The organism is Rhizobium binae, assembly GCF_017357225.1.
In the GTDB taxonomy this organism is placed as follows: Bacteria; Pseudomonadota; Alphaproteobacteria; order Rhizobiales; family Rhizobiaceae; genus Rhizobium; species Rhizobium binae.
In genome coordinates, this window is the sequence record NZ_CP071609.1 from 59,345 (window position 1) to 83,458 (window position 24,114).

Below are 24,114 nucleotides of genomic sequence, written 5' to 3' on the forward strand. Positions count from 1 at the left end.
GCGGAAGTGCGTGCCTATCGGAAACGACTACAGATGATTGAACAATCACGTTACATTGAATACCAGACGTGTCTGATGAAAGTCTTCCAGCTCGAACCTAGTCTTGGATACGGAAAGAAAAGCTCGCTTTTACGCGATCCATGACGACCATCGTTTTGAAGCCTTTGATGTCGTGGTTCTCGTAAAAAAATCGGCGGGTAAACAGTTCGTAGTCTTCCATATCCTTCGCCGTGACGATGAGGATGAAGTCTGCGTCACCAGTCACGTAGTAGCCAAGCATGACATCTTTGGTTTTGCGGATTGCGGCTTTGAAGCGGTCAACAATATCCGCGCGCTCCCGTTCGAGCGATACCAGGACGATCATGGTGAGTTTTCGCCCTAATGCCTTGGGCGACACGATGGAGACATCTGCCTCAATCACGCCGGCTCCCCTTAATTTCTTCAATCTGCGCTGACACGCTGTTGGTGAGAGGTTTGCGACCTCTGCGAGTTCTTCGGAAGTCAGGCGGTTGTTGTGTTGAACTGCTTCTAGGAGAGCCAAGTCGGCGCGATCGAGTTCCATGTGAAAAAATCCTGCCACAAAAGCGATTTTGTGCTGTTGATACGTGCCATGCGAGTCCTCCTACATCGCATCAGGTCTTGATCGACCGAGACAACCCATCGGCGCCTAGAACAAGTCACCAATGCGATTGGCAAGCAATGCGAAGTCATGCACAGGCGACCGGTGCCGTTCCCGAACTCACGGCCACGGATACGCTACTTAGTCAGTTCTCATATTGTACGAAAACAGGTGCTTTTTTTGCACCAGACACCCCACTGGGCTTACGAGACCGGGGGCTCATCTCGACCACCATTTTTGCCAAGCTAACATAGTCAGCTACAGGCAGTCCCGTCCCTATCCGCACCGATTCCGCCGCAAGTGGAAAGCCTGCGCATTCGAACACCAAGGCTGCGACAGCAGGCTCTGTCTTGAGGAGAGACGTTGCCGCCGTCATCACGTCATTGATGAGCAACGCTTGCGAGATGACAGGAACTGGCTGAGCGAGCTGGTGCCACGACTCAGAACCTTCGATTCCTGCGATGGCAACGTCTATTTCCGTTGACGACCATCCTGCCGCGCGAAAGTGTTCCTCTTTCAACTTACTGGCGTCATAGGTTATAATTCCGACCCTCCGTCCGGGCGGTAGCGTCTTGGCTACAAGAGGCACCAGCAGAAGGCTCGAAAGTGCCACCGGTATCGACACTGCAGCCGACACCTCGGCCTGGAACAGGGCGCTAAACCCGCAATTTGCGATGATGGCTGCGACGCCTTCACTTTCTAATTGGCGAGCACCCCTAACGTAAGCGTCTTTGACTGAGTGATCCCCATCGACAACGTTTCGTGTCGTTGCTCCAGGCACCGTTAAGCGCTTCACCGGAAAGCGAAATGTTCCAGGCGCTGAAAGGGCCCCCGGGTGTTCCATCGGCTTATTCTCAAGTTCCAATATGCCGAGAGTTTTATTATTCATCTTGATCCTCCGATTTCAAACTTCAGTGGCAAAACAGGCTCGAGGCGGGGCATCAAACACTGCCCTCTACGAACTTGCGGCCTATTCTGCGCTGTGTCGCCTTATTGGTAACGTCTCTCCAATAATCGGCGCTTCAGCAGCTGAGCTACTCGAGACTGCGAGCTAATACCGTATTGCTCGGATCACCATTCTGGGCATTGCAGCTCGGCAAAATTGAGCGCAACCGGCACTAATATCCGACACTCTCTGGTTCATGGTCGCAAATACCCTGATCGCGAAACTTGCATTTGAGCGATGACTGCGTTTGCAACGTCGTTCGTTGTAGCCGAGCCTCCAAGATCGGGCGTTCGCACCTCACCCGCAGCCGTCACCTTTTCCATTGCATCGAGGATTGCCCGAGAGCCTAAGTGCTCCCCCAGATGTTCAAGCATTAGGGCGCTCGACCAAAGTGTAGCCAGAGGATTGGCCTTACCGCGACCTGCCAGATCTGGCGCTGAGCCATGGACCGGTTCGAACATGGAGGGACCCCGGCTTACAGGATTTAAGTTCGCTGAGGCGGCAAAGCCCAAGCCACCCTGGATCGCCGCTCCGATATCGGTGAGAATGTCACCAAACAAATTGGAGGCCACCACCACGTCCAATGTTTCCGGCTGCATGATGAACCGTGCAGCAATAGCATCAACATGATAACGCGTTACTGACACGTCAGGGTAATCAGCAGAAACCGCCTCGGTTATTTCATCCCAGAAGACCATAGAGTGCTTCTGCGCATTTGATTTTGTCACGGAAGCAAGCTTCTTGCGCCGTTGCCTTGCTTGCTCAAAACCAAAACGTAGAATGCGTTCGACGCCGCGACGCGTGAAAATTGACGTCTCAACGGCGACCTCTTCTTGTGTTCCTTGATGAAGGCGGCCGCCAGCACCGCTATATTCGCCCTCCGTGTTCTCTCGAATGCAGAGAATATCGAAGTCGCGCGCCCGCAACGGGCCGGGAACACCAGCCAAGAGGCGATGGGGGCGTACATTTGCGTATAGATCGAACGCCTTCCGGATGGGCAACAACAAGCCATGGAGCGACACAGAATCAGGTACGCTTAAAGGCCATCCCACAGCGCCTAAGAGGATGGCGTCAAACGCTCGCAACTGCTCGATGCCATCTTCCGGCATCATTCTACCATACTTCAGGTAGTAATTGCATGACCAATCGAGTTCTATGCCATTGAGGACGAATCCAAAACGGTCAGCCGCAGCGCTGAGCACACTCCAGGCGGCGTCAATAACCTCCACACCTATACCGTCACCCGGAATGAGAGCAACATTGTATGTCCTCACGATCTCGCCCCCGGATATAATACGATCACGCCGCAATACCGCCAATGCACGTATATTTCACACTCAAATAGTCGTCGATTCCGTACTTTGACCCTTCCTTTCCGAGACCCGACTGCTCTTGCGAGCACCGCATATTAGGCCGTGCGTCGGCTAAAATCGTGGGCGGGAAAAACAAACTGTCCGGATCGCGCCTCGCACCGCCCAACACAATTCGGGCGCCTTTCGTGCAAGCGTCGGCAACAAACTGTTCGACCTTTTCAACGGCGGATCTATCGATAAGCGGGCCTTGGGTGATGCCGCTCTCAAGCCCTGAGCCGACCATCAGGTTGGCTGCTGCAGCCGCAAATCGCTCCAAGAACCGATCGTAAATGCCGGCCTGTACATAGAGCCTGTTTGTGCAAATACAGGTCTGTCCCGAATTCCGAAATTTAGCCGATATCGCACCGTCGACAGCGCGCTCCAGATCAGCGTCGTCAAAAACTATGAAAGGCGCATTCCCACCAAGCTCCAGAGAGACCTTCTTAACGGTGTCGGCAGATTGCCGAAGCAACAGCCTCCCGACCTCAGTCGATCCGGTAAATGTAATCTTGGCGATATCCCGGCTAGCGGTCATCTCGCCGCCGATCTCGCGCGCCGAGCCGGTTAGTATGTTAATCACGCCAGAAGGTACCCCAGCCTGCTCCGCTAGAATCCCATACGCAAGAGCCGAATATGGTGTCTGTGTCGCCGGCTTTGCGACCACGGTACAGCCTGCTGCGAGAGCCGGTCCAATCTTTCGCGCCAACATGGAAGAAGGGAAGTTCCATGGTGTAATTGCCCCAACAACGCCAACTGGCTCTTTGGTTACCGTGATGCGGCGACCCGGCCACGGTGAAGGAATGATGTCCCCATAAATCCGACGTGCCTCCTCGGCGAACCAGAGGATATAGGCGGCGCTCGAACCGACCTCGAGACGGGACTCAGCGAGCGGCTTACCTTGTTCCCGCGTCAACAGTTCCGCTAGCGCATCCTGGTGATCTAGGATGCAGGCAGACAATTTGCGCAGCACCTTGCTTCGGTGATCTGCCGTCGTGCAGCTCCAAGCCTCAAATGCAGTCTTAGCGGCATCGATCGCTAGCCTTGCATCCGACGTACCTGCATTGGCTATGGTCCCAATGGTTTCACCTGTGGCCGGGTCGGTGACGTCAATAGACAGGCCTGACTCCGCGTCGACCCAATTGCCTCCGATAAAGTTCTTTTCGCGCTTTAATTCACGCCAGTTTACCATTATTTTTATCCTTCATAGTCTCGTTCGGCGCGGGGGTTGCCAGAGGACCGATGATTTGCACTTCTCAGGACCGGAAAGGTCATCTCATGCTTCGCGCAAGTCAGTCTGGGCTGCACAAATTGCTCGAGTGAGTCGATCCAGCATCTGATCAATATCGCCCTCTCCGACCACCAATGGTGGCGCCAGGCCAATAATGTTGTCGGAGAATGCGCGGACGATGAGGCCGTTTTCGTAAGCTTTTCTTCGAACCAGCTGGCTGACGTTTAGCCGAGGATCGAATGATTCACGGGTCTCCCGATTTGCAACCAGCTCGATAGCTGCGAGCAGCCCTTTGCCACGAACATCGCCGACCCAAGGATGTTCCCGAAGCGCATCGAGGCCGTTGAGCAGGTGAGCTCCGACCACCTTCGAGTTCTCCGGCAGCCGTTCGCGCTCATAAATTTCAAGGCAGGCGAGAGCAACGGCTGCAGAGACGGGGTGGCCAGTGTAAGTGAAGCCGTGTGCGAAAGGTAGATCGCGCGGCACTTTGTCGACCAGGGCGCGGTAAATCTCGTCATTCATTAACACCGCTCCCATGGGCGAATAGCCTGAGGTCAAACCCTTTGCGATGATCATAAGGTCGGGCTCGACACGCTCCCAATCGCACGCAAAAAGCTGGCCCGTGCGACCAAATCCGGTGATCACCTCGTCAACCACAAATAGGATGTCGAGCTTTGCGCAGGCATCGCGCATGGCAGCTAACCAGCCCTCCGGCGGCACAATGACGCCCCCTGACCCCTGCACCGGCTCGCAAAAAAATGCAGCTACTTTCTCCGACCCGCCGAGGTCAGCGACCTTCGTTTCAAGCGCGGCCACGCTCCCGCTGATGATCTCGGCATCTGTGACTCCATAGGAACTCCGATACCGATAATGAGATGGAATATGGTGCTGGTTCGGGAGAGGAACATCGAAAAAGCGGTGGCAACCAGTAAGACCGGTGAGACCCGCACCGGTCGAACTCACACCATGATAACCCCGCTCAAGCCCAATCACGTGTTTCTTCTCTAGCCGGCCTGTGACGTTGAAGAAATAGCGAATTGTTTTCAACGTTGAGTCGACAGCATCCGAGCCGCCTAACGTGAAGAAGACATGCTGAAGGCTTTCTGGAGAAAGCCGAACAAGTTCTTCCGCGAGCTGCAGTGCCGGCTCGTTAGCAAAACCAAAAAAACTGGAAGCATATGGCAGTTTTGACATTTGCCGCTGTGCTGCTTCGATAACTTCGCTTCGGCCATACCCAATGTTCACGCACCATAGCCCTGCGAAGCCGTCGAGCAACTCGCGGCCGTCACGGTCGGTTACCGTGACTCCCTTACCCGAGACGATCACATTTGGCCCATCGTCTTCGACCTCGGCAAGCTGGGTGAAGGGATGGATGAATTGATTGGTCGCATTCGGACGCGACTTGGCTGGATTGAACATTATATACTTGGTCCTTGATTAAACGGATAACGGCTGAGCAGCGGAACGGCGCCTTTGATATGCGCGCCGCTGCACGGCCTCTCCAAAGGCCTTGAAAAGTGCCTGCGACGGCGGATCCTCCCAAAAGTGCCATTCCGGATGCCATTGAACGGCGACAGCAAACCCGGCGTCCCGAACGCGCACGGCCTCTATCACTCCATCCGGTGCCAGCGCCTCGATCTCCAGGTTTGCTCCCAGTTGATCTATTCCTTGCTCATGTAGTGAATTCACTTCGATGGTGTCTTCCCCAACCAATACCGACAACAATGAGCCGCCGGTCAAGCTCACGGAGTGCGCCTTGCCGTAGCGCATGTCCTTGGTCGCATTTGCAGTAGCTCGATGATCAATCTTGTCGGGCCGCGTGTGCAGCCGGGCACACAAGGTGCCGCCCAAGGCGACATTCAGCTCTTGCAAACCTCTGCAAACACCAAACAGCGGAATGTCCTGTTGGATCGCTAATTTAATGAGGCTAATGGCGGTTTCATCACGTTTGGGATCAAGAAAATCACCTTCGATCTCCTGCGAAGCACCGTAAATCTCTGGTGCAACGTTGGAGAGGCTGCCAGTCAAGAACAGCCCATCAAGGTGCGAGATGATACTCTTCGCATAGTCGGGGCCAAAGGCTGGCAACAAAACGGGGGCAAGGTGTGCGCCGGCTGCCATTGCGACAATGTATTTGTCCTGCACGGCATGCCAATCTTGACCCTCGATTGGCCGAATGCAGGTGGAGATTCCTACGAGAGGAGAGACGCTCTGCAGCATCCTAATACCCCCTCGCCAGGTTCACGACGTTGATGAGATCTTCGCCAGCCAGATATCGCCTGGCGTTCTCGACAAAAATTTCAAGTATACGCCGAGGATACTCCGTTGGATTTCCTGCGATGTGCGATGTGACAATGACGTTCGGCATCGTCCAAAGAGGATTCGTAGGCGGAAGCGGCTCTACCTCAAACACGTCAAGAGCAGCGCCGGCGATCTGACCCTCTCCAATTGCTCTTATGAGAGCCAACTCATCCACAACCGATCCGCGAGAAATATTGATCAGGTAGCCCGAGCGCTTCATTGCGCTCAACTCCTTCGCGCCTACCAGCTTGTAAGTCTCGGTGGTCGCTGGCACCACCAGCACGACAAAGTCGGACCGAGAGAGAAACTCGTCGAATTCTTCTCTAGTATAATATTGATCGACTGGTTCGCCGAGCCGCGCGGATCCGCGCCTCATACCCAAGACAGTCATCCCAGCCGACTTTGCTCTTCTCGCTATCTCCGCACCGATTGCCCCCAAGCCAACAATGCCGATCGTTTTACCTGACAGCGGATCAACAAATTTTGGTTTCCACTGTTGCGCGGCCTGCTGACGCAGCAAGTCCGGAAAGTCCCAGTGCAACATCGTCACTGTGCCCAAGACGTAGTCAGCCATAACCTCGCCGTGCACGCCACGAGCATTGGTGACCAAGGTATTCTGTAGGCGCTCGCGAACCGGCACGAGAAAGTCTACGCCTGAATTCGTCGACTGAATCCATTTGAGCCGTTGTGCATCCTCGAGCGCGTCCACAGGAAACCGCGGGGCCAATATGATTTCGGTATCGCCGATGTGCTGTCTTAGAAAATCGGGATCAGAACCAAAAACCACCTCTGCATCCGGAAGCGCCCGGCGAATGCCTACAACATAATCTTCCGGCTCGGGATGGTAGACAAGTATTTTGGCGACCGACCGCGCGTCTCGCGATCTCGCGAAGCGATGCTCTTGTCTATGCTCCACCGCCGAAGTGAGGTCTTTCATGATACAATAAGCTCCCGAGGATAGTTTGTGAGTTTTTCATACCCAGTGGCAGTAATGGCGATCGTTTCGCTTACGGCAAAACCATCTACGACGAGATAGGTATGAAACGTCATGCCGACTTGGAATGACCACGTTGATTTCGGCGTGACTTCCAAATACTCAGCTCCATTTGGATAGAGCATCAATCCGACCGAGTAGAATGTCTTATTTATATACCGTTCTACTATTCCCGTTGCGGCGACCCCCTCTCGGTAGATCTGATCTGGCACGGTTGCTCCAACGCCGGGAGCTATCTCGGACAATGCCCGATCCTGAATCTTGAATAGCTGATCCGCTAGTCGCTTTTCTGCGGCTGTTGCATGCCCGACTTTAAGCGGGCGCATGAAACGTGCATGATAGTTTTGGACGTGAGGGCACATTTCTAACTGAACTGTATCACCGGCATGCAGGATACGATCCGTGTACATGCAATGAATGGACTTCGCGGCCTCGCCCGACGCGATCGGTCCCGGCTCGGCCCGGTCACTGCCAGCGACCACCATGGCTGCCGCAACGGCAGCGCCTATATCTCTTTCGCGCTCTCCCGCACGGGCCACCTTGCGCGCAGCATCCATTGCCGCTTCAGCCGCGCGTCCTGCGCGCCGTTGGTAGTCTATCTCGGCCGGAGACTTGATGAGGCGTCGTTTCCGAACGAGGTTGCCAGCGTCTATGATCGCCAAAGTCTTCGGCAGCAGACCTGTGAGCCTTTCGTACCGACTTGCGTTCAGTTGCCAAGCGAACTTCTCGATCCCAACCTTGGCCGATTCTCCGACAATTGATTTGATTGCGCCTACAGCGAGAGCGTCGACGTCGTCTCCGTCCGCCCAGCGAAAATTTCTCTCGAACGCGGCGCTTCGTTGAAAATGGTAAGCTTCCAGATCGCGAAAGAATAGAACGGGATCCCCATCGACAGGAATGATGGCAAAATGAAAGCAGTTGTAACCTCTGGGCGAAAGGAAACCGGTCAGGTAGGTGATCGATTCCGGTTCAAAAGCCAGCAGCGCCTCGAGACCCTGAGATCGCATGTCAGACTGCACATTTCGAACTCTAGTGTCGTACTCTGCCTTCGAGAAGTTGAGGTTCGTGCCCATGCTCTTTCCTTTAATCAAAGTGATGCAACCCGTCTCACCCATCGGTGCGTCCAGCCGGGCGAGATCTCAGTGAAGCGAGTTGTGGCGCCACCAAGAGAGCGATTGAGACCATGATCATCAATGTGGAAACGGCAGCGATGGTTGGGTCGACTTCGAAGCGGACTCCATCCCACATTCGCTTCGGAAGGGTGGTTGCCGACGTACCGCTGAGGAATAATGCGAGGACGACATCATCGAAGGAAGCGAGGAAGGCAAAGAAAGCTGCTGTAATAATACCCGGTTTGATCGCTGGCAGAGTAACCTTGAGAAAAGCTGTCATCGGAGTGGCCCCCAGGCTACGAGCCGCCTGCTCCGGTCGGATGTCGATGCTGCGCAATGCGCCTGAAACGACGATTACAACCAACGGCAGAGCCAGCACCACGTGAGCGAGTACCAGTCCAGTGATGGTTCCAACCAACTGGAACCGTGCAAACTGGAAGTAAACGGCCACGGCTGTTATCAGGGTCGGCACGATCGAAGGCGACACCAGAAACCCGGTTGCAAGACGAGCCCCCAGAAAGCGCCCCCGCACGATGCCGATGGCAGCTAGGGTCCCCAACAGCGTGGCTGCAAACATTGTTAGGGTCGCGACCTTGATACTAACCCAGGTAGCCGCGATCCAATCAGGTCGATTGAAATAGTTCTGATACCATTGCAACGAGAACCCACGTGGTGGAAATTCCAGAAACGGCGAGGCGCTCAAGCTAAGGGGGAACAAGATCAAGATGGGGGCTATCAGAAATCCGATAACAGCCCAGCCCAGTACCGGCGTGACGAGGCGGCTGGCGGACGAACTGGAACTGAATGCGGACTGCCAAGCAGCAAGCGCACGCGTTGCAGTGCGCAGTGTCCGGCTCGGTGTCACATGCCCACGACTCGCCCCGTCCTGGCCGGTAATTCCTACGAGCCTCCAATACATGGCAACAAGTATCAGGGTCGCGACCAGCAGGATAACCGCCATTGCCGCCGCAAGTTCCCAGTTGAGGGACTCATTCAGTTGGCGCTCGATAAGCATGACATATGTTACGTCGCCAGCCCCTCCCAGCAATGCCGGCGTGACGAAGAAACCAAGACTTAAGATAAAGACGAGAAGGGATCCCGCCACAATCCCGGACGCGGTAAGAGGAACGAATACCAAGGTGAAAGCTGCTAGTCCGCCAGCACCGGCGCTTCTCGCCGCATCTACGAGTCGCAGATCAACACGTTTCATGGCTGCGTAGAGCGGCAGGATCATATAAGGCAGCATAATATGAACCATGCCGACGTAGACGCCGAACCGATTGTACAAGAGTGTGAGAGGTTCTGAGATCAGCCCGCCATCCGCCAGAAGCTGGTTTACAATCCCGTTGCGGCCTAACACCACAATCCATGCGTATGATCGCACGAGTACACTGGTCCACATAGGTAATACGACTAGGATTGTGAGGACTTGGGTCCAGCGAGGGCCGGACCTGATCATTAGATAGGCAACGGGATAGCCCAGAAGCAGGCAGAATGCTGTGACCTCTGCCGATAAACGGAGAGTGCTTAGAAGCACCTTCCACATATAGCGATCCGTCAGCGCTACCTTGTAGCTGTCCAAGGACCATTCATTGGCGCCGAAACTGGTGGCGAGCAGCCTAAAAATGGGCACCCCATAAACCGCACCCAATAGTAAAAGCGCCGGAAGCATGAGCAGCAGGAAGCCGTGGCGGCGGAGCAGCTCTGAAAAAAAACTCTCGCACTGAACACCCGAGTGTGTTCTGGCTGTCGCAGCTCCTGTACTCATTTGTTATCTCCTCAGCGCTGCAACCAGGCGTTCCACATGTCGATGTTTCGTTCGATATTCGATTTCCCATTGGACTTTTGAGCCCACCATGCAGCGTCGAGCCAAACTTGCTTTTGGAGGTTATCTGGGGCGGTCGCGAGGTCCTTAGCTTGCTCCTCAGTAAGCAGCTTGAAAGCGTCGGGGTTTGAGGGAGAGTATGGGATCAATTTGCTGAGTTCCGCTTGAGGCTCAGGTCGTGATGCGAACTCTATGAACTTGAGAGCGTTCTGGACGTTCTTCGCCCCCTTAGGGATTCCCCAGTAGTCAGCAGCAACGAGACCTTGGTTCCAATCGTAGTCAACTGGCGCTCCCTGCGCCTTCAGCTGCGCAATGCGCCCTTGGGACGCCATACCGAAGTCGGCTTCGCCATCAACAATTGCTTGGGGAGCCATGGCACCCGTCGTTTGCCATTTCACGACATGCGGCTTTATGTTGGAAAGACTACGATAGGAGCGCTCCAGATCGAGCGGATACAGCTGCTGGGGTTGAACTCCATCCGCCAATAGCGCGAACTCGTTCGGGCGTACGACATAGGTACCTGACGGCATAATTCTCGGACCGGGAAATTTTTTGACATCCCAAACCTCAGCCCAACTCCGCGGATGCTTGCCGGTCGGGTATCGCTTCGTATTGAATGCGATGACGTTTGAATAGAACAGCGCCCCAACCCCGTAAGGATGCACTACGCGCCCGTCCACTCTCGCGATAATGTTTTTATCGATGGCGCTATAGTCGATCTTCTCAAGGAGATTGTTCTCCGCCAGTACCAGGAAGTCTGCAGGCGTAAACTCAGCCACATCCCATTCGATGTTGCCGCTCATATTCATCGTGCGCACTTTCGCGAGCGAAGGTCCCGTCGCTTCCACTACCTTTATGCCGGTAGACTTTTCAAATGGCTCAAAGAGCGCTTTTCGCTGGGCATCTTGAAACTGACCGCCAAACGAAGCGATCACCACGGTGCCGGAGCTCTGAGCCCGCGCCCGACCAATGCTTGCGAGAGCTGCACCCACTGCAAGACCTGTCGTGAACGAGCGCCGCGTCAAATTCTGTCCCATAATCTTCCTCCCTGTTTTTTGTTAGTTCCGGCATTCGCCGATCGAGTTCATCGGCACGAAGACCACAGCGTCATCGGGTCTCCAGCCGACTATTGTGGCGTCTCCGACACGCAACCGAGGCTGATGCCGTACGTTCCGGATTCTCGCTACCAAAGTGTCTTGGCGCGAAATTCGGATCACATACTTGATTGAGTCTCCGGCATAGGTGACGTTCTCAATCACGCCATCAAACCGGTTCGCAACATCACCGACTTCTTGCCCCAAGAGAATCCGTTCTGGACGCACTACCAATGCTGCTGCGCTTGCATCATGCCGGTCGCGTTTCTTGCCAATGCATTCGATCCCCCCAGCGGTTACGATCGTGCAAGTCTCCCCAGCTGCGGTGCGGACCGCCCCCACAAGGCAATTTGAGTCACCCACAAAATCCGCAACGAATGGCGTGGCCGGATATTGGTAGAGCTCTTCAGGAGCACCAATCTGCTCAAGTTCACCGTTGCTCATGACCGCGATTCGATCAGATATGGTCAGCGCCTCTTCCTGGTCATGGGTGACCATGATCGTCGTTATCCCAAGCTGCCGTTGAAGTCTTTTCAACTCGGCTTGCATGCTTTCACGCAACTTGCGATCGAGCGCGCCTAAAGGCTCATCAAGCAGAAGAACAGGAGGGTCAAAAACAACCGCGCGCGCGAATGCAACCCGTTGTTGTTGGCCGCCGCTCAGCTGAGACGGTAGCCTTTCGCCAAAGGCGGGCAACTCGACCAGTTCGAGCACACGCCGAACCCGTACGCGGACCTCGTTCTCGGGGACGCCTCTCATCCTCAGGGGGAACGCCACGTTGTCTTCAACCGACATATGCGGGAAAAGCGCTAGATGCTGAAACACAACCCCGATATTGCGACGATTGGGCGGTAGGTGATCTATACGGGTTTCATCAATTAGGATTGCGCCGGAGCTTAGATCAGTAAACCCGGCGATCGCCATCATCATCGTCGTCTTTCCTGAGCCGCTTGGCCCTAACAGCGTCAGGAACTCGCCTGGATTGACTGTTAAAGTGACGTCTTTCAGCGCCACGAAATCACCATAGAATTTGGAGACGACCCTAACCTCGACGCTTTTACCAAGGCCTCGTGGTTCTATGCTTGGACATGAGGAGGTGCCTAACTCTGGCATCGAATATTCGAGAGTGGGAGTTATTTGGCTAGACACAGGAGCCTCCTTTATTAATTTGGGGGCCACTCGCCCGATGGTGCACGATTTCCATTGGGATCGATGCTCTAGCTGGGGCGAATAATGCTTCACGGGCGCGCATGACCGAGATGACGTGCTCCCTTGCCGAACGGAGATGCACCCGGATCACCTCCGCCGCCTCCTGCCCCCGGCCAGTGTCGACCAAGTCGACGATTAGCCTATGCTCGCGATGCGAGGTCGCAGAAGCCTCCTCGCTCTCATTGAGAACTTCCATCCAGACAAAGGTCAGCATCTGGTCCAACAGCCGGTCGAGGGCCTGTTGTATTGCTCTATTGCCGCTCGAACGGGCGAGAACCTGATGAATAGTCAGCCCTAAGCGGACCTCTTCACCTTTGCGTGCCGGATTAGCCTGCAATTTTTCAATTTGCAGCAGGATGTCGCGAAGCTCTTGAATATCGGTCGGCTGGACATTCGCAGCTGCGAGTTGGATCGAACCCACCTCTAAGATCTCTCGGAGGTGATAGAGGTCCGCAACTCGCCGTGAATCCGCATTGACGACGTAGAACCCTCTCTCGCGGTTATCGACGATCCCGATCTCAACTAAGCGGCCCAACGCTTCCCGGACGGGAGTACGACTCACTCCCAGATCGCGGGCCAGAGCCCGATCGACGAGTTTCATTCCTGGTCGTAGTTCGTTGCTGATGATCATCGTCCTAAGTCGATCGAGGATGACGTCGCTCAATTGGCGCTCGCTCATTATTGCATTCCTTTTGGTATTCCATTTTAAATGCCATAATTCTCGCATTTGGTCAAGTTCAGTTTTTATCGGGTCGACCGGGTAATCAACTTTCTAGTTGCTGGACCTCGCGACAGCCCGTCCGTGCGGCTGAATCGGGTGTCCGCGCTATGTCCTCTGGCACCTTTGGAGCTACTCTATCCGCGGCCTTTATACCAATGGAACGATGCCTTGACACACAACGGGATGACTGCTAGCCGGACAGAGGTATTCCAAATGACATTCCGAGAATATAATGAGCGACGCCCAGATCGGAACAGCTGTACTCAACACACTGCGCAATATGATTCTGCGCCACGAACTTCGCCCGGGTGAAAAGCTGGTCGATCGCACGTTAGCTGCCCGGTTGCGAGCCAGTCGCACGCCAGTTCGTGAGGCATTTGGGAGGCTGGAAGAACTAGGTCTGGTTGAGAAACGCGACCGCGGCTACTTCGTTGTAGAAATGAGTTCTTCGCGAGCTTTCGACCTTTACCAGCTTCGAGAGATACTTGAGGTCGCGGCTGTTCATCTGGCCGCTGAAAAAGCCACAGAAACCGAACTCCAGGAATTCCGGGATATCGTCGGACAAGTGAACCATTTCCGAACTTTACCGGGGCGGCGTGCAGACGAGGTTAGGATTGGGATGACCCTTCATGAATCAATCGCTCGTGTCAGCGGAAATAAGGAACTACACCAAGCCGTCGTTCGTATTTTAAGCCAGATGGTTACCTTCATGTGGATCGAGGTCTTGCATGAACCTGAAGGTGCGTCAGCGGGTTCGCAAGATGAGCACGAGCGGATTGTCAAGTACATCGAGATGAAAGACGGATTCAACGCGGCCGAGGTTATGCGTTCGCACATTCGGGCCGGCAGGGAACGCCTTACGACGGTTCTGCGGGCACGAGAGGCTCAATCGAACTTTGTCTTGCCCGTCGGCTATGGCCTGTCCGGACTATCCAAGCAGCAGCGATGATAGAAGGCAGAGGCAAGGGCACCGGCTCATACGTTCGGCACTAAGGCTAAAGTACTCCGCGCGTGGGCTATTCAGGCAAGTGTGGCTTTGCATTTTGGCGACTGCCCTTAGAAACTCTCAGCCAACCACGGCTGCAAGTTGCGACGATCAGCACAGCATAATGGACTGATAAATTCGTGAGCCTGCGTATTCGAGGTGCAAACCGTATGCGAAGAATGTAAACTCGCAGACAATAGTTGCGATGCCATCATGCTTGCGGACCACGCGCGTTAATATCGTCTTTATCGGTTAGCGCATCCGCGACACTGATTCTCCCGTCTTCCACCATCATGTAGTCGTACAACTTCGTGCCTTCCTCGACCGCCAGTCTCGAAGGCCCTTGATGCCAGGATATTCATGATACTCGCATCCTGGTATCGCGAGTCGTAGAAAGGTGCGCTATGGCTTGAGCCACCGCGTCTCGCCGGGCGCTCGGCGGCGTCACAGTGCGCCGCCTGCAACCAGGCTCAAATAACGAGATCCCGCGCTCCGAGCATCACTTAAACGCTATACCAAGCGCGCTTAAAAACTCGAGCATGATGTCATTGACCGCACGCTGGCGCAAAATCCGCGCTTCTCTGATTTCCGTGTCGTCTGCAGCACCTTCAATTTCGAACTGCGCGACGGCAACGTTGCCTTCGCGCAGGTAGCCTTCGTCTGGCTCCGGATCGCAAAATCGGGTGAGCAATAGCGTCAGGGCACGTTCGATGACCTCCCGGTCGTTGCCTTTCAGAGCCTCTTGGAATTTGGCGATTGCACCGATGAGCCTGCCTTCTCCGTGTTCGAGGCAGTAGACGAGATCGTGCGCATCTTTGCGCTCACGACGGTGATCAAAGGCAAATGCCTTGAGACATGTGAATGCCACGATATCGGCGTAGGGGATGGATTCTGTCGAGCGGCCTTTTTCACCCAACAGATCAGCGGTGACTTCCATCCGATCGTGGTGCCCGAACACGAGCGACGCGTGAGGGATATTCACCGCAGAAACATTTCCCTCCGTCGGCAGTTCCTGTAATGCGCCACCCAGCAGCTTCGGATCGTCTGCCAAGAACTCCAGGATGACGAGAATACCGTGCTCGGTCATAGTCTGCCAACGCCAGTTGACCTTATTGCCCTTGTCATTTTGCGCTCGCTCGAAGCCCATTTTTTTGAGGTTCTGCTCGAGCGTCCGGTATGCCTCTGTGTCGGCAAGGATCGACAGATCGACAACGACATCTATATCGCCGGTTCCCGCATGAGGCGGGACGTCAGGCGGCCGCTTGGTGACGATGTAGCGCGGTGCCAGCCCACCGACCAGAAAGACGGAGTCCCGCCAAGGGCCGAGACCGCTGAAGAGCGTAACCAGGACGCGCTCGCAGTCGCGGGTAACATCGGCACTGTATTCAGTCAGTATCTGAGGCTTTGTCATTCGGGTACCGCGAGCTTTGTCAGCCGAAGATGTTCGGCCAGCTCCTTTGAGCGACCGCTGCCGAGCTGCAGGAGGTCGAGATAGGTTTGAAGTGGATCCGTGACCCAGACATGACCGACCCGTTGGCGAAACATAAAGTCGTGGCGTGGATTAGAGTCTATAACTCCCAGATTCCAGCCGTCTTTGACAGCCTTTGCTCCCAGGTTTCGGAGAAGGCTTTCGCCGCCATTATCGATGCGGCAATGGAGCTGGGATATCTTCGAGAGGTGCGGTGCATGGATCTGGCCGGCCATGAGCCCGGAAATTTCGTAGCGAACTCCCATCTCATCGCAGGTGCGGTCAATCTCATGGATCGCCTCATCGATTTTGGTCATCCGCATGTAGTACGAGCGAAGCGGCTTCGGCTTGATCGAAGCGACGTGGGAAGACCACTCGTCAAGCAGCGCGCGGGGATTGGAGAGTATTCTTTCCTTCGATGGACCGGCACCCTTGGAGCTCACCCATTCGCGGCGCTCTAGTTCGATAAGAACCTGAGATGCAGTTGTTGGAGATACGGATGCCCGCTCGGCCAGTTCATGCACACCGAACCACTGGTCCTTAAATGTCCAGACGGCATGGAGGGCCTGTGCGCGACTTCCAACGAACAGATTGTTAAGCGATCGAGCCTGCTGCTTCGAGGCTGGCTTTTCGACGAGAACAAAGAGATTGTCGGCCGAAAGATAGAGGCTCCCGCTACGATCGAAATAACCGATCTTTTCCTCTCGCAGGAGTGCACGCGCACCCCGGGAAATGGTATCGGCCATCAATAGGGGGAGAACTCTAAAATTGCCTGGCGGCATAGCGGCAATGAATTTCTTCAGCTGCCAGATTGCTTCCCTGACATCTCTTGGGAAAGCTGATTTTTTGACCTCGACAACAAGTTTGATAGGCGCATCAGAAAATCGTGCATCTATAAGGAAATCTGCGTGAGAGTTTCCCATCTGCGGCTCAAACCTCGGCTCGGACGTGATTTCCCCGCCTGCCTCCGTGAGGCTGGCCGTCAATTTACCCAACATATCGATAGCGATGAAATCTTCCACGATATTCCCTGTGCAGCAAATATAGCCTCTATGCCGCATATCCGCAAAAATGTCGATATGTACTGCGCAGCAAACAAGCAAACTGCTGTTCTGGCTTGCCTCATGCCGCGCGAGCGCCTTGAAGGGACACGAACTCCAGAACGTCATTTAGCTACTAAAATACAGCCGCGACAGCCACACAAAATGCTTAATTTTCGCGTGGCCAGCTAATATCCAGCTTAAGCCTTATCGCTCAATAACCAGATCGCTGAGTGGTTTCGAACAGCAAGGCAAGAAAAATCCGGCGTTGATTTCGCGTTGGCGGATACCGCCGTTGTGGTTCATGTCGACGGTGCCGCTGACGAGTTTCGATTTGCAGGTGCCGCAGAGGCCGTTCGAGCAGGACGACGGGATTTTCACGCCGGCCTTCTTTGCGCAGGACAGCACGGTCTGATCGGATGTGACGTCAATCGTACGACCCTGCTTGGCAAACTCGACCTTGAAGGGCGCGAGCACTGCCTCGTCCGTCATCGGAAGCGGAGCGTCGTCGATCACGGCGGCGTCAAAACTCTCTTCGATGTAATTTTCGGGTGGCACGCCGAGGTCTGCCGAAATCGTCCGTGCCGCAGCCATGAACGGAGCCAGGCCACAGCACAGGATCACCCGCTCCGTGAGGTCGGGATCAATGAGCTTGAACAGGTCGCGCGAAATCCGGCCGTGAAGGCCAGACCACGAGGTTTCGCCGGTGAGCGTCTCCGGCAGGAAATACAGGAGAAAGCCTTTCAGCTTGGTCGCAAGGCTCGCCAGTTCGTTACGGAACACCAGGTCGCCCGGCGTCCGGCTGGCATGCAAGAAGATGACGTCGACCGGCAGCGCCGTGTCGGCAAGCTCACGCGCCATCGCGCTCGTGGCGCTGGAGGCCCCCATCCGGCATCGCAGCTTTACCGCGGCAGCCAGTGAATTGGGGGTGACGCAGGCTGCGGTCAGTCGCATGATTGCCCTTCTGGAGGATGATTTCGGCCGGCCGCTCTTTCATCGCGGCCACCGGACGATCGAACCGACTCCTGCCTGCCTCATTCTCGGCGCGACGCTAGCAGACAGTCTGTCCAATATTGCCGACAGCGTCGATGCGGTGCGCGCCAGCGTCACCGACGTCGTGACCATCGGCGCAACGATCGCATTCTCGTCGTTCTGGCTGCTTCCGAAGATCGCCGAGTTTCGCCAGCTCAATCCGGACATCAGATTCGCGTGGTCTCACAGGACAGCAAGCTGGACCTGACAAACGGCGGCGTCGATATCGCGATCCGATATGGCGTGCCGCCTTTCAATGACGGGATCGTGCTGGGATCATGCGGGGACCGGATCTATCCTGTCTGCTCGCCGCATTATGCCACGTCCCGTCGCGTCGAGGATTTCCCCCATGGCGGCTATGAACTGATCGAGACCGATGTTCCAAACAGAAGCTGGTATCGATAGGAAGACTGGTTTGCCCGGCGCGGCCGCAAGCCGGACAATCTGCGCTCGATCCTCCGCCTCAGCCATTACACCGAGACTATCTATGCGGCACGGGCCGGCCAGGGCGTTGCGCTCGGATGGGATGTGCATATCAAGACATTTCTGGCTGACGGCAGCCTCGTCAAGGTCGGGGACACGGAGTTCGAGGCGGAGGGCCGCTACAACGTTCTGTTACCGGTCGATGCCAAGCGCTCCGCGATCGCCGATTTTGCAGCCGGATGGCTAACGCAGGCTCTGCAGAAAACGTCCTGAGCCGCCCCGTCCAAAGGCCAAGCGTCAGACCTGTTGCGCATCCTTCTCCTGCGACGAGCCGGGCTCGACCGGAAGATCAGCCTTCATGTCGTTGGGCACGACATAGAGTTCCATGTTTTCGCGCGACAGTTCCCAGTGCTTGAAGACCAGGTCGACGACGGCGTGTTCGTCATGGGCTTTGATCGCGTCGATGAAGCCGTCATGGTGCTCGACAGCCAGTTGAAGGCGCTGCCGCATGTCATCATTGCGCGGATGGAAAAAGGTGTGGCCGATTCGGGCGTGATCGATAAGCAGCCGCCCGAGGCTGGGCTGCAGATAAACGTTGCCCGACATCTCACCCATGATCTCGTGAAACCTGTTGTTCTCCAAGACCATTTCAAGCGTATCGAGATTCTCACTGGCGGTTCGAAATTTCTCCTGCGTATCGCGTAGTTCCGACAACTGCCTAGGCTTGAAGTTTTGCACCGCCAGCCGGCCGATTGCTGCATAAATCATTGGCGCTATAAGAAAAAAATGGCGCAGAGTTGAATGATTCAGCGGGATAACGCGCGCGCTTCTGTTTTCCCGCATGTCAATGTAGCCTTCTCCTGCGAGGCGCCGAAGCGTGTCCCGTACGGGCGTGCGAGACAGGCCATACTTCTCGCTGAGGCTGACCTCATCCACATCCTCGTCGGGGTCGAGTTCCATCGTGAGGATCTGACGCTTGAGATCATCGTAGAGAGTGCTCTTGCCGCTCTTCATTCAATTCATTCCCCAGGCAGAAGTGTCCGATCTGCGATTGGCTTAAGGCCGACCGTCGCCGTTGGCAATCTCGATATTCAGTCGGGGCTCGCGTGACAGTGCTCTTAATTTTATCACTTTGCACAACTGTATATTTTCGGTGTAACTATTGTGTACTTTCAAAATACAATTTTGTTGACTCATCTAAAATCTCATGCAAGCTTGTCCTCATAAGCCGACAGCGCGATGCGCGGGCCAGGTCACACATCGGGGATTTGAGATGAAGGGCGGCAAGAGCGAACTCTACGACGATCTCAAGCGCCGGATCCTGACGATGGAACTCGATCCGGACGAAGACCTGGATGAAGTGTCGCTGAGTGAAAAATACGGCCTGTCACGGACCCCGGTGCGGGAGGTCTTCCGTCGCCTGGAAGGCGAAGGCTACGTGGATATCCGCACCAACCGCGGCGCTCGGGTCATCCCGATGAACCACTCGACGCTGCGCCACTTCTTCCTGGTCGCCCCGATGATCTACGCGGCGATCGGACGCCTCGCGGTTCGGAATTTCAAGGTGAAGCAGCTGTCCGAGTTGCAGACAACCCAGGAACAGTTTCGGGCCGCGAGCATCTCGCACGATGCGCTTTCGATGACCCTCGCCAACAACCGGTTTCACGAGATCATCGGCGAGATGTCGGGCAACGAGTACCTGCAACCGAGCCTCGGCAGGCTGCTGATCGATCATGCGCGCATCGGCCACACATTCTTCCGCCCCCGCAACGCGGACATGCAAGAGCGGCTTCGAAAATCAGTCGGTCATCATGACGGGTTCATCGCGGCGATCGCCGCCCGTGACGAAGACGCTGTCGTCGACCTCGTGTTCGAACACTGGGAACTGTCGCGCGAGAACATGGAAATGTTCATCGCACCCCAAGCACTCAAGGCGGACGCACTGGTCGTAACGCCGACGCAATCCACGGAGAAGTCATCATGAAATTCGAAGGCATCTACACCCCGGCGATCACGCCGCTCGGGCCTGACAGGCAGATCGACCGTAAGGGGTTTGCGGCAGTGCTGGAATCGCTGATCGAAGCCAAGGTTCATGGCATCATCGTCGGCGGATCGACGGGCGAATATTACGCTCAGAGCGCCCAGGAACGCTTCGAGCTTGCCGCTTACGCCAAGGATGTCATCGGGACACGCCTCGCCCTTGTCATCGGCACCGGTGCAACGCGGACCGAAGACTCCGTTGAATATGCCAAGGCTGCGAAGGAAATCGGCGCTGACGCGATCCTGGTCTCGTCGCCGCCCTATGCGCTGCCGACGGAAAAGGAGAATGCGATCCATGCCCTGACGATCGACCGCGCCGCCAACCTGCCGATCATGCTCTACAATTATCCGGCCCGCATGGGCATCACCATGCGCGAGGACTATTTCTCCCGCGTGGGCCGGTCCAAAAACGTCGTGGCAATCAAGGAAAGCTCCGGCGAAATGGCCAACGTCCATCTCCTGGCGCGCAAGTTTCCGCATATCCGCCTTTCCTGTGGCTGGGACGACCAGGCCCTGGAATTCTTTGCCTGGGGTGCCAAAAGCTGGGTCTGCGCCGGCTCCAACTTCCTGCCGCGCGAACATGTCGCCCTCTACGAAGCCTGCGTCCTTGAAAAGAATTTCGACAAGGGCCGCGCGATCATGACGGCGATGCTGCCGCTGATGGACTTCCTCGAATGTGGAAAATTCGTCCAGTCGATCAAGCATGGATGCGAGATCATCGGCCTGAAGACAGGGTCCGTGCGCGCGCCACTGCGCCCGCTCAATTCCGAAGAAAAAAGAACCCTTGAAACCGTTGTCGCGACTTTAAAGCGCACGGTTGCCCAAATCACGTCGGGAGCCAACAATGCATGAACCCTTGAACGCGGCCGAATACAAGGCAATCGCCGCCAACCTTCATTTGCCGACCAACGCCTTTATCGATGGCGCCTTCCGCCCGGCGAAATCCGGCAAGACATTCACGACGACGAACCCTGCGACCGGCGAGACGCTAGCCGAGATCGCGGCCTGTGACGCTGTTGATGTCGATGATGCGGTTGCAAATGCGAAAACGGCGTTCGACGACGGTCGCTGGCGTTTGTTGCCTCCCGGCGACCGGAAGGCGGCCCTCCTCAAACTCGCCAAGCTCCTGGAGGAAAACCGCCACGAGCTCGCCGTTATGGAAAGCATCGACAGTGGCAAGCCGGTGCGCGAATGCCAGACAGTCGATGTGGCGGACACGATCCACACGATCCGCTTCCATGCCGAACTCATCGACAAGCTTTACGACAACACCAACCCGGTCGGGCCGAATGCCCTTGCCATGGTGGTGCGCGAACCGATCGGCGTCGTCGGCTGCGTGCTGCCCTGGAACTTCCCGCTCTTGATGCTCGCCTGGAAGATCGGACCTGCGCTTGCATCGGGATGCTCCGTCATCGTCAAGCCCGCGCAGGAAACCACACTTACCACCCTTCGTGTTGCAGAACTGGCTCTCGAGGCCGGCATCCCCGCGGGCGTCTTCAATGTCGTCACCGGCAGCGGCAAGGACGTCGGTGAGCCGATCGGCCTGCACATGGATATCGATATGGTCGCCTTTACCGGATCGACGCCGACCGGACGTCGCTTCCTGCGTTACTCGGCGGATTCAAACCTCAAGAAGGTCGTGCTCGAATGCGGCGGCAAGAACCCGGCCGTCGTCCTCGATGATGCCGAAGACCTCGACCTCGTTGCCGAGCAGGTCGTCAACGGTGCTTTCTGGAACATGGGCGAGAATTGCTCGGCGACGTCTCGCCTGATCGTCGACAGCAAGATCAAGGATGAGTTGCTCGAACGTATCGGCGCCTATCTGCGCGAATGGAAAACCGGCGATCCGCTGGATCCAGAAAATCGCATCGGCGCTCTGGTCAGCAAGTCGCACTTCGACAAGGTCAAATCCTTCCTCGACGACGTGAAGAAGGAGAAGCTATCGCTCACCCATGGCGGCGAGACCCTGAAGGGCATCTTCATCGAACCTACCGTCGTCGATGGCGTCACCCCTGCGAGCCGCCTTTTCCAGGAGGAGATCTTCGGGCCGATCCTGTCGGTAACCACGTTCGAAACGTTGGCGGAAGCCGTGAAGCTGGCCAACGACACCAATTATGGCCTCACCGCTTCGGTTTATACCGGCAGTCTGCGCAAGGCGATCAAGCTGTCGCGCGAAATCCGGGCAGGCCTGGTCACCGTCAACTGCTTCGGCGAAGGTGACGCCTCGACGCCCTTCGGCGGCTACAAGGAATCGGGTTTTGGCGGCCGCGACAAGTCGATCTTCGCCCACGACAACTACTGTGAACTGAAGACGATCTGGATCGATATCTCCGAGCGCTCCGTGGACGAGACGATCCGATGATCACCAAGTCCGTCAAGCGCTTGCCTTTTGAAAACGGCGTCTCGGGCTGGGAGGCGATCAGCAAGCGACCGTTTCCAGTCCGGAGCCTGGAAGGCAACGTGACCGCGGACTGGTTGGTGATCGGCGCGGGCTTCGCGGGATTGTCCGCGGCCCGCCGCCTGAAAGAGCGTCGTCCACAGGACAAGGTCGTCATCCTTGAGGCTAGTGAATTGGGGAAAGGCACTTCGGGACGAAACTCGGGCTTCATGATCGACGTCCCGCACAACCTCTCGTCCAGTGAATATTCAAGCGGCAGCGTCGATGCCACACAGATGGAGATGGCGCAGAACCGCTCCGCGATCGCCTTTGCAGCGCAAGCGGCCGATGAATACGAAATGCCCCGCGAGACCTTCGATCCCTCGGGCAAGATCAATGCTGCCGCAACCGCGCGCGGCATGAAGCTGAACATGGCGTTCGGGCAATCGCTGAAGGGTGCGGGCGAGAAGCATGTGTTTCTCGACGCCCGTGAAATGCGCGACATCACCGGGTCGGACTATTATCTGAGCGGGCTCTACACGCCCGGCGCGGTCCTCATCCAGCCGGCCGACTATATCCGCAGCTTCGCCGCCGGGCTGTCGGAAAGCGTCGATGTGTACGAGCGCTCGCCCGTGACCGGGTTGAAGCGCGAGGGCGGAACCTGGACTGCCATTTCGTTGCGCGGAACGGTCACGGCCCCCAGGGTCATCGTCGCCGTCAACGGCCATATCGAGGATTTCGGTCACTTCGGCGGCAGGCTGATGCACATCTTCGCCTACGCCTCGATGACCGCACCCTTCGATGCCGATGGCGTGGGCAAGGAAAAATCAGGTCGCGACAAGTGGGCTCTTCTTCCCGCCGACGCGATGGGCGCCACTGTGCGCAAGCTTACCACTGGCGGGCAGTCGCGGATCGTGATCCGGACGAAATATACCTACGACACAACGGTAAGCGTCAGCGAACGGCGTATGGCGAAGATGGCGAGCGAGCATCGCCGCTCCTTCGACGCCCGGTTTCCGGGCCTTGCCGAAGTGCCGTTCGAATACAGCTGGGCCGGCCGCCTTTGCCTGAGCCGCAACCATGTCCCGGCCTTTGGCGAGATCGACGAGGGGCTCTATTCGGCCTGCTGCGAAAATGGCCTCGGTACGGTCAAAAGCACCCTTGCGGGCATGATGGCTGCCGACCTCGCCACCGGTACGACCTCCCGAGAACTAGAAGAATACATGGATCACGCGCAGCCCTCCCGGCTGCCGCCGGAGCCGTTCGCCTGGCTCGGCATCAATTCCGTGATCCGTTTGCAGGAATTGCGTGCAGGCCGCGAGGGATGATCCCTCGCCGCGCAATGTGA

At 56.3% G+C, this 24,114-nt stretch carries 20 protein-coding genes and 2 pseudogenes; 6 read left to right on the forward strand and 16 right to left on the reverse strand.

The window, feature by feature from the left end:
* Positions 1-97 precede the first annotated feature (97 nt).
* The 12 genes from J2J99_RS30910 to J2J99_RS30965 form a co-directional block, all read right to left on the reverse strand.
* Positions 98-562 (reverse strand): Lrp/AsnC family transcriptional regulator, encoded by a 465-nt coding sequence (locus J2J99_RS30910; RefSeq protein ID WP_168300895.1) that lies wholly within the window; start codon positions 560-562, stop codon positions 98-100.
* Between the two features lie 202 nt (positions 563-764).
* Positions 765-1,508 carry an aspartate/glutamate racemase family protein gene (locus tag J2J99_RS30915; RefSeq protein WP_205919134.1) on the reverse strand — a complete coding sequence of 248 codons (744 nt, stop codon included), beginning with the start codon at positions 1,506-1,508 and terminating at the stop codon, positions 765-767.
* Positions 1,509-1,759: 251 nt separating this feature from the next.
* Complete coding sequence (locus J2J99_RS30920; RefSeq protein WP_168300902.1) at positions 1,760-2,839, reverse strand: tartrate dehydrogenase; 1,080 nt, start codon at positions 2,837-2,839, stop codon at positions 1,760-1,762.
* Positions 2,840-2,864: 25 nt separating this feature from the next.
* A complete protein-coding gene (locus J2J99_RS30925; protein ID WP_168300904.1) occupies positions 2,865-4,106 on the reverse strand; it encodes an NAD-dependent succinate-semialdehyde dehydrogenase in 1,242 nt (413 codons plus the stop codon).
* 84 nt (positions 4,107-4,190) lie between these two features.
* On the reverse strand, positions 4,191-5,564 hold the full coding sequence (locus J2J99_RS30930) for an aminotransferase class III-fold pyridoxal phosphate-dependent enzyme (protein ID WP_168300907.1): 1,374 nt from the start codon (positions 5,562-5,564) through the stop codon (positions 4,191-4,193).
* An 18-nt stretch (positions 5,565-5,582) separates the two neighbouring features.
* Entirely contained in the window at positions 5,583-6,365 is a 783-nt protein-coding gene (locus tag J2J99_RS30935; RefSeq protein WP_168300908.1) for a gamma-glutamyl-gamma-aminobutyrate hydrolase family protein, read from the reverse strand.
* Position 6,366: 1 nt separating this feature from the next.
* Positions 6,367-7,383, reverse strand: coding sequence for a D-2-hydroxyacid dehydrogenase (locus J2J99_RS30940; RefSeq protein ID WP_168300910.1), 1,017 nt, complete (start codon positions 7,381-7,383; stop codon positions 6,367-6,369).
* The gene (locus J2J99_RS30945) at positions 7,380-8,513 is read right to left on the reverse strand and encodes a M24 family metallopeptidase (RefSeq protein WP_168300911.1); all 1,134 of its coding nucleotides are present in this window, start codon (positions 8,511-8,513) and stop codon (positions 7,380-7,382) included. The genes J2J99_RS30940 and J2J99_RS30945 overlap by 4 nt, the downstream gene beginning before the upstream one ends.
* A gap of 34 nt (positions 8,514-8,547) precedes the next feature.
* Positions 8,548-10,320: an ABC transporter permease subunit gene (locus tag J2J99_RS30950; RefSeq protein WP_168300913.1), complete on the reverse strand. Its 1,773-nt coding sequence runs from the start codon at positions 10,318-10,320 to the stop codon at positions 8,548-8,550.
* An 11-nt stretch (positions 10,321-10,331) separates the two neighbouring features.
* The gene (locus J2J99_RS30955) at positions 10,332-11,414 is read right to left on the reverse strand and encodes an ABC transporter substrate-binding protein (RefSeq protein ID WP_168300915.1); all 1,083 of its coding nucleotides are present in this window, start codon (positions 11,412-11,414) and stop codon (positions 10,332-10,334) included.
* Between the two features lie 21 nt (positions 11,415-11,435).
* A complete protein-coding gene (locus J2J99_RS30960; protein ID WP_205919135.1) occupies positions 11,436-12,485 on the reverse strand; it encodes an ABC transporter ATP-binding protein in 1,050 nt (349 codons plus the stop codon).
* Positions 12,486-12,612: 127 nt separating this feature from the next.
* Positions 12,613-13,359, reverse strand: coding sequence for a GntR family transcriptional regulator (locus tag J2J99_RS30965; RefSeq protein WP_168300921.1), 747 nt, complete (start codon positions 13,357-13,359; stop codon positions 12,613-12,615).
* 274 nt (positions 13,360-13,633) lie between these two features.
* Here J2J99_RS30965 and J2J99_RS30970 point away from each other — a divergent pair, with 274 nt between their 5' ends.
* A complete protein-coding gene (locus tag J2J99_RS30970; RefSeq protein ID WP_168300924.1) occupies positions 13,634-14,350 on the forward strand; it encodes a GntR family transcriptional regulator in 717 nt (238 codons plus the stop codon).
* Between the two features lie 535 nt (positions 14,351-14,885).
* Here the strand turns inward: J2J99_RS30970 and J2J99_RS30975 are convergent.
* The 3 genes and pseudogenes from J2J99_RS30975 to J2J99_RS30985 form a co-directional block, all read right to left on the reverse strand.
* Positions 14,886-15,797 carry a nucleotidyltransferase family protein gene (locus tag J2J99_RS30975; RefSeq protein WP_168300926.1) on the reverse strand — a complete coding sequence of 304 codons (912 nt, stop codon included), beginning with the start codon at positions 15,795-15,797 and terminating at the stop codon, positions 14,886-14,888.
* A complete protein-coding gene (locus J2J99_RS30980; protein WP_168300928.1) occupies positions 15,794-16,876 on the reverse strand; it encodes a hypothetical protein in 1,083 nt (360 codons plus the stop codon). Before J2J99_RS30980 ends, J2J99_RS30975 begins: the two co-directional genes overlap by 4 nt.
* A 225-nt stretch (positions 16,877-17,101) precedes the next feature.
* A pseudogene (locus J2J99_RS30985) lies at positions 17,102-17,797 on the reverse strand (flavin reductase family protein); the annotation flags it as partial.
* On the opposite strand from J2J99_RS30985, the pseudogene J2J99_RS34345 reads away from it, so the two are divergent.
* A pseudogene (locus J2J99_RS34345) lies at positions 17,712-18,622 on the forward strand (LysR substrate-binding domain-containing protein). The pseudogenes J2J99_RS30985 and J2J99_RS34345 overlap by 86 nt on opposite strands.
* A 24-nt stretch (positions 18,623-18,646) precedes the next feature.
* On the opposite strand, the gene J2J99_RS31000 reads toward J2J99_RS34345, so the two are convergent.
* A complete protein-coding gene (locus J2J99_RS31000; RefSeq protein ID WP_168254699.1) occupies positions 18,647-19,363 on the reverse strand; it encodes a GntR family transcriptional regulator in 717 nt (238 codons plus the stop codon).
* Positions 19,364-19,622: 259 nt separating this feature from the next.
* Between J2J99_RS31000 and J2J99_RS31005 the strand changes: the two genes are divergently transcribed.
* From J2J99_RS31005 to J2J99_RS31020, 4 genes are read left to right on the forward strand one after another with little or no spacing between them, the layout of a single operon-like run.
* On the forward strand, positions 19,623-20,333 hold the full coding sequence (locus J2J99_RS31005; protein WP_168254698.1) for a GntR family transcriptional regulator: 711 nt from the start codon (positions 19,623-19,625) through the stop codon (positions 20,331-20,333).
* On the forward strand, positions 20,330-21,241 hold the full coding sequence (locus J2J99_RS31010) for a dihydrodipicolinate synthase family protein (protein ID WP_168254697.1): 912 nt from the start codon (positions 20,330-20,332) through the stop codon (positions 21,239-21,241). The genes J2J99_RS31005 and J2J99_RS31010 overlap by 4 nt, the downstream gene beginning before the upstream one ends.
* Complete coding sequence (locus J2J99_RS31015; RefSeq protein WP_168254696.1) at positions 21,234-22,751, forward strand: aldehyde dehydrogenase; 1,518 nt, start codon at positions 21,234-21,236, stop codon at positions 22,749-22,751. Before J2J99_RS31010 ends, J2J99_RS31015 begins: the two co-directional genes overlap by 8 nt.
* Complete coding sequence (locus J2J99_RS31020; RefSeq protein WP_168254695.1) at positions 22,748-24,094, forward strand: NAD(P)/FAD-dependent oxidoreductase; 1,347 nt, start codon at positions 22,748-22,750, stop codon at positions 24,092-24,094. Before J2J99_RS31015 ends, J2J99_RS31020 begins: the two co-directional genes overlap by 4 nt.
* Positions 24,095-24,114 lie beyond the last annotated feature (20 nt).

Bases quoted from the DNA above. Each gene is read 5' to 3' on its own strand.
- J2J99_RS30935 (WP_168300908.1), bottom strand. From the start codon at position 6,365: ATGCTGCAGAGCGTCTCTCCTCTCGTAGGAATCTCCACCTGCATTCGG.
- J2J99_RS31005 (WP_168254698.1), top strand. From the start codon at position 19,623: ATGAAGGGCGGCAAGAGCGAACTCTACGACGATCTCAAGCGCCGGATC.
- J2J99_RS30915 (WP_205919134.1), bottom strand. From the start codon at position 1,508: ATGAATAATAAAACTCTCGGCATATTGGAACTTGAGAATAAGCCGATG.
- J2J99_RS30965 (WP_168300921.1), bottom strand. From the start codon at position 13,359: ATGAGCGAGCGCCAATTGAGCGACGTCATCCTCGATCGACTTAGGACG.
- J2J99_RS30940 (WP_168300910.1), bottom strand. From the start codon at position 7,383: ATGAAAGACCTCACTTCGGCGGTGGAGCATAGACAAGAGCATCGCTTC.
- J2J99_RS30950 (WP_168300913.1), bottom strand. From the start codon at position 10,320: ATGAGTACAGGAGCTGCGACAGCCAGAACACACTCGGGTGTTCAGTGC.
- J2J99_RS31010 (WP_168254697.1), top strand. From the start codon at position 20,330: ATGAAATTCGAAGGCATCTACACCCCGGCGATCACGCCGCTCGGGCCT.
- J2J99_RS31020 (WP_168254695.1), top strand. From the start codon at position 22,748: ATGATCACCAAGTCCGTCAAGCGCTTGCCTTTTGAAAACGGCGTCTCG.
- J2J99_RS30975 (WP_168300926.1), bottom strand. From the start codon at position 15,797: ATGACAAAGCCTCAGATACTGACTGAATACAGTGCCGATGTTACCCGC.
- J2J99_RS31000 (WP_168254699.1), bottom strand. From the start codon at position 19,363: ATGAAGAGCGGCAAGAGCACTCTCTACGATGATCTCAAGCGTCAGATC.
- J2J99_RS30970 (WP_168300924.1), top strand. From the start codon at position 13,634: ATGAGCGACGCCCAGATCGGAACAGCTGTACTCAACACACTGCGCAAT.
- J2J99_RS30925 (WP_168300904.1), bottom strand. From the start codon at position 4,106: ATGGTAAACTGGCGTGAATTAAAGCGCGAAAAGAACTTTATCGGAGGC.
- J2J99_RS30930 (WP_168300907.1), bottom strand. From the start codon at position 5,564: ATGTTCAATCCAGCCAAGTCGCGTCCGAATGCGACCAATCAATTCATC.
- J2J99_RS30945 (WP_168300911.1), bottom strand. From the start codon at position 8,513: ATGGGCACGAACCTCAACTTCTCGAAGGCAGAGTACGACACTAGAGTT.
- J2J99_RS30910 (WP_168300895.1), bottom strand. From the start codon at position 562: ATGGAACTCGATCGCGCCGACTTGGCTCTCCTAGAAGCAGTTCAACAC.
- J2J99_RS31015 (WP_168254696.1), top strand. From the start codon at position 21,234: ATGCATGAACCCTTGAACGCGGCCGAATACAAGGCAATCGCCGCCAAC.
- J2J99_RS30955 (WP_168300915.1), bottom strand. From the start codon at position 11,414: ATGGGACAGAATTTGACGCGGCGCTCGTTCACGACAGGTCTTGCAGTG.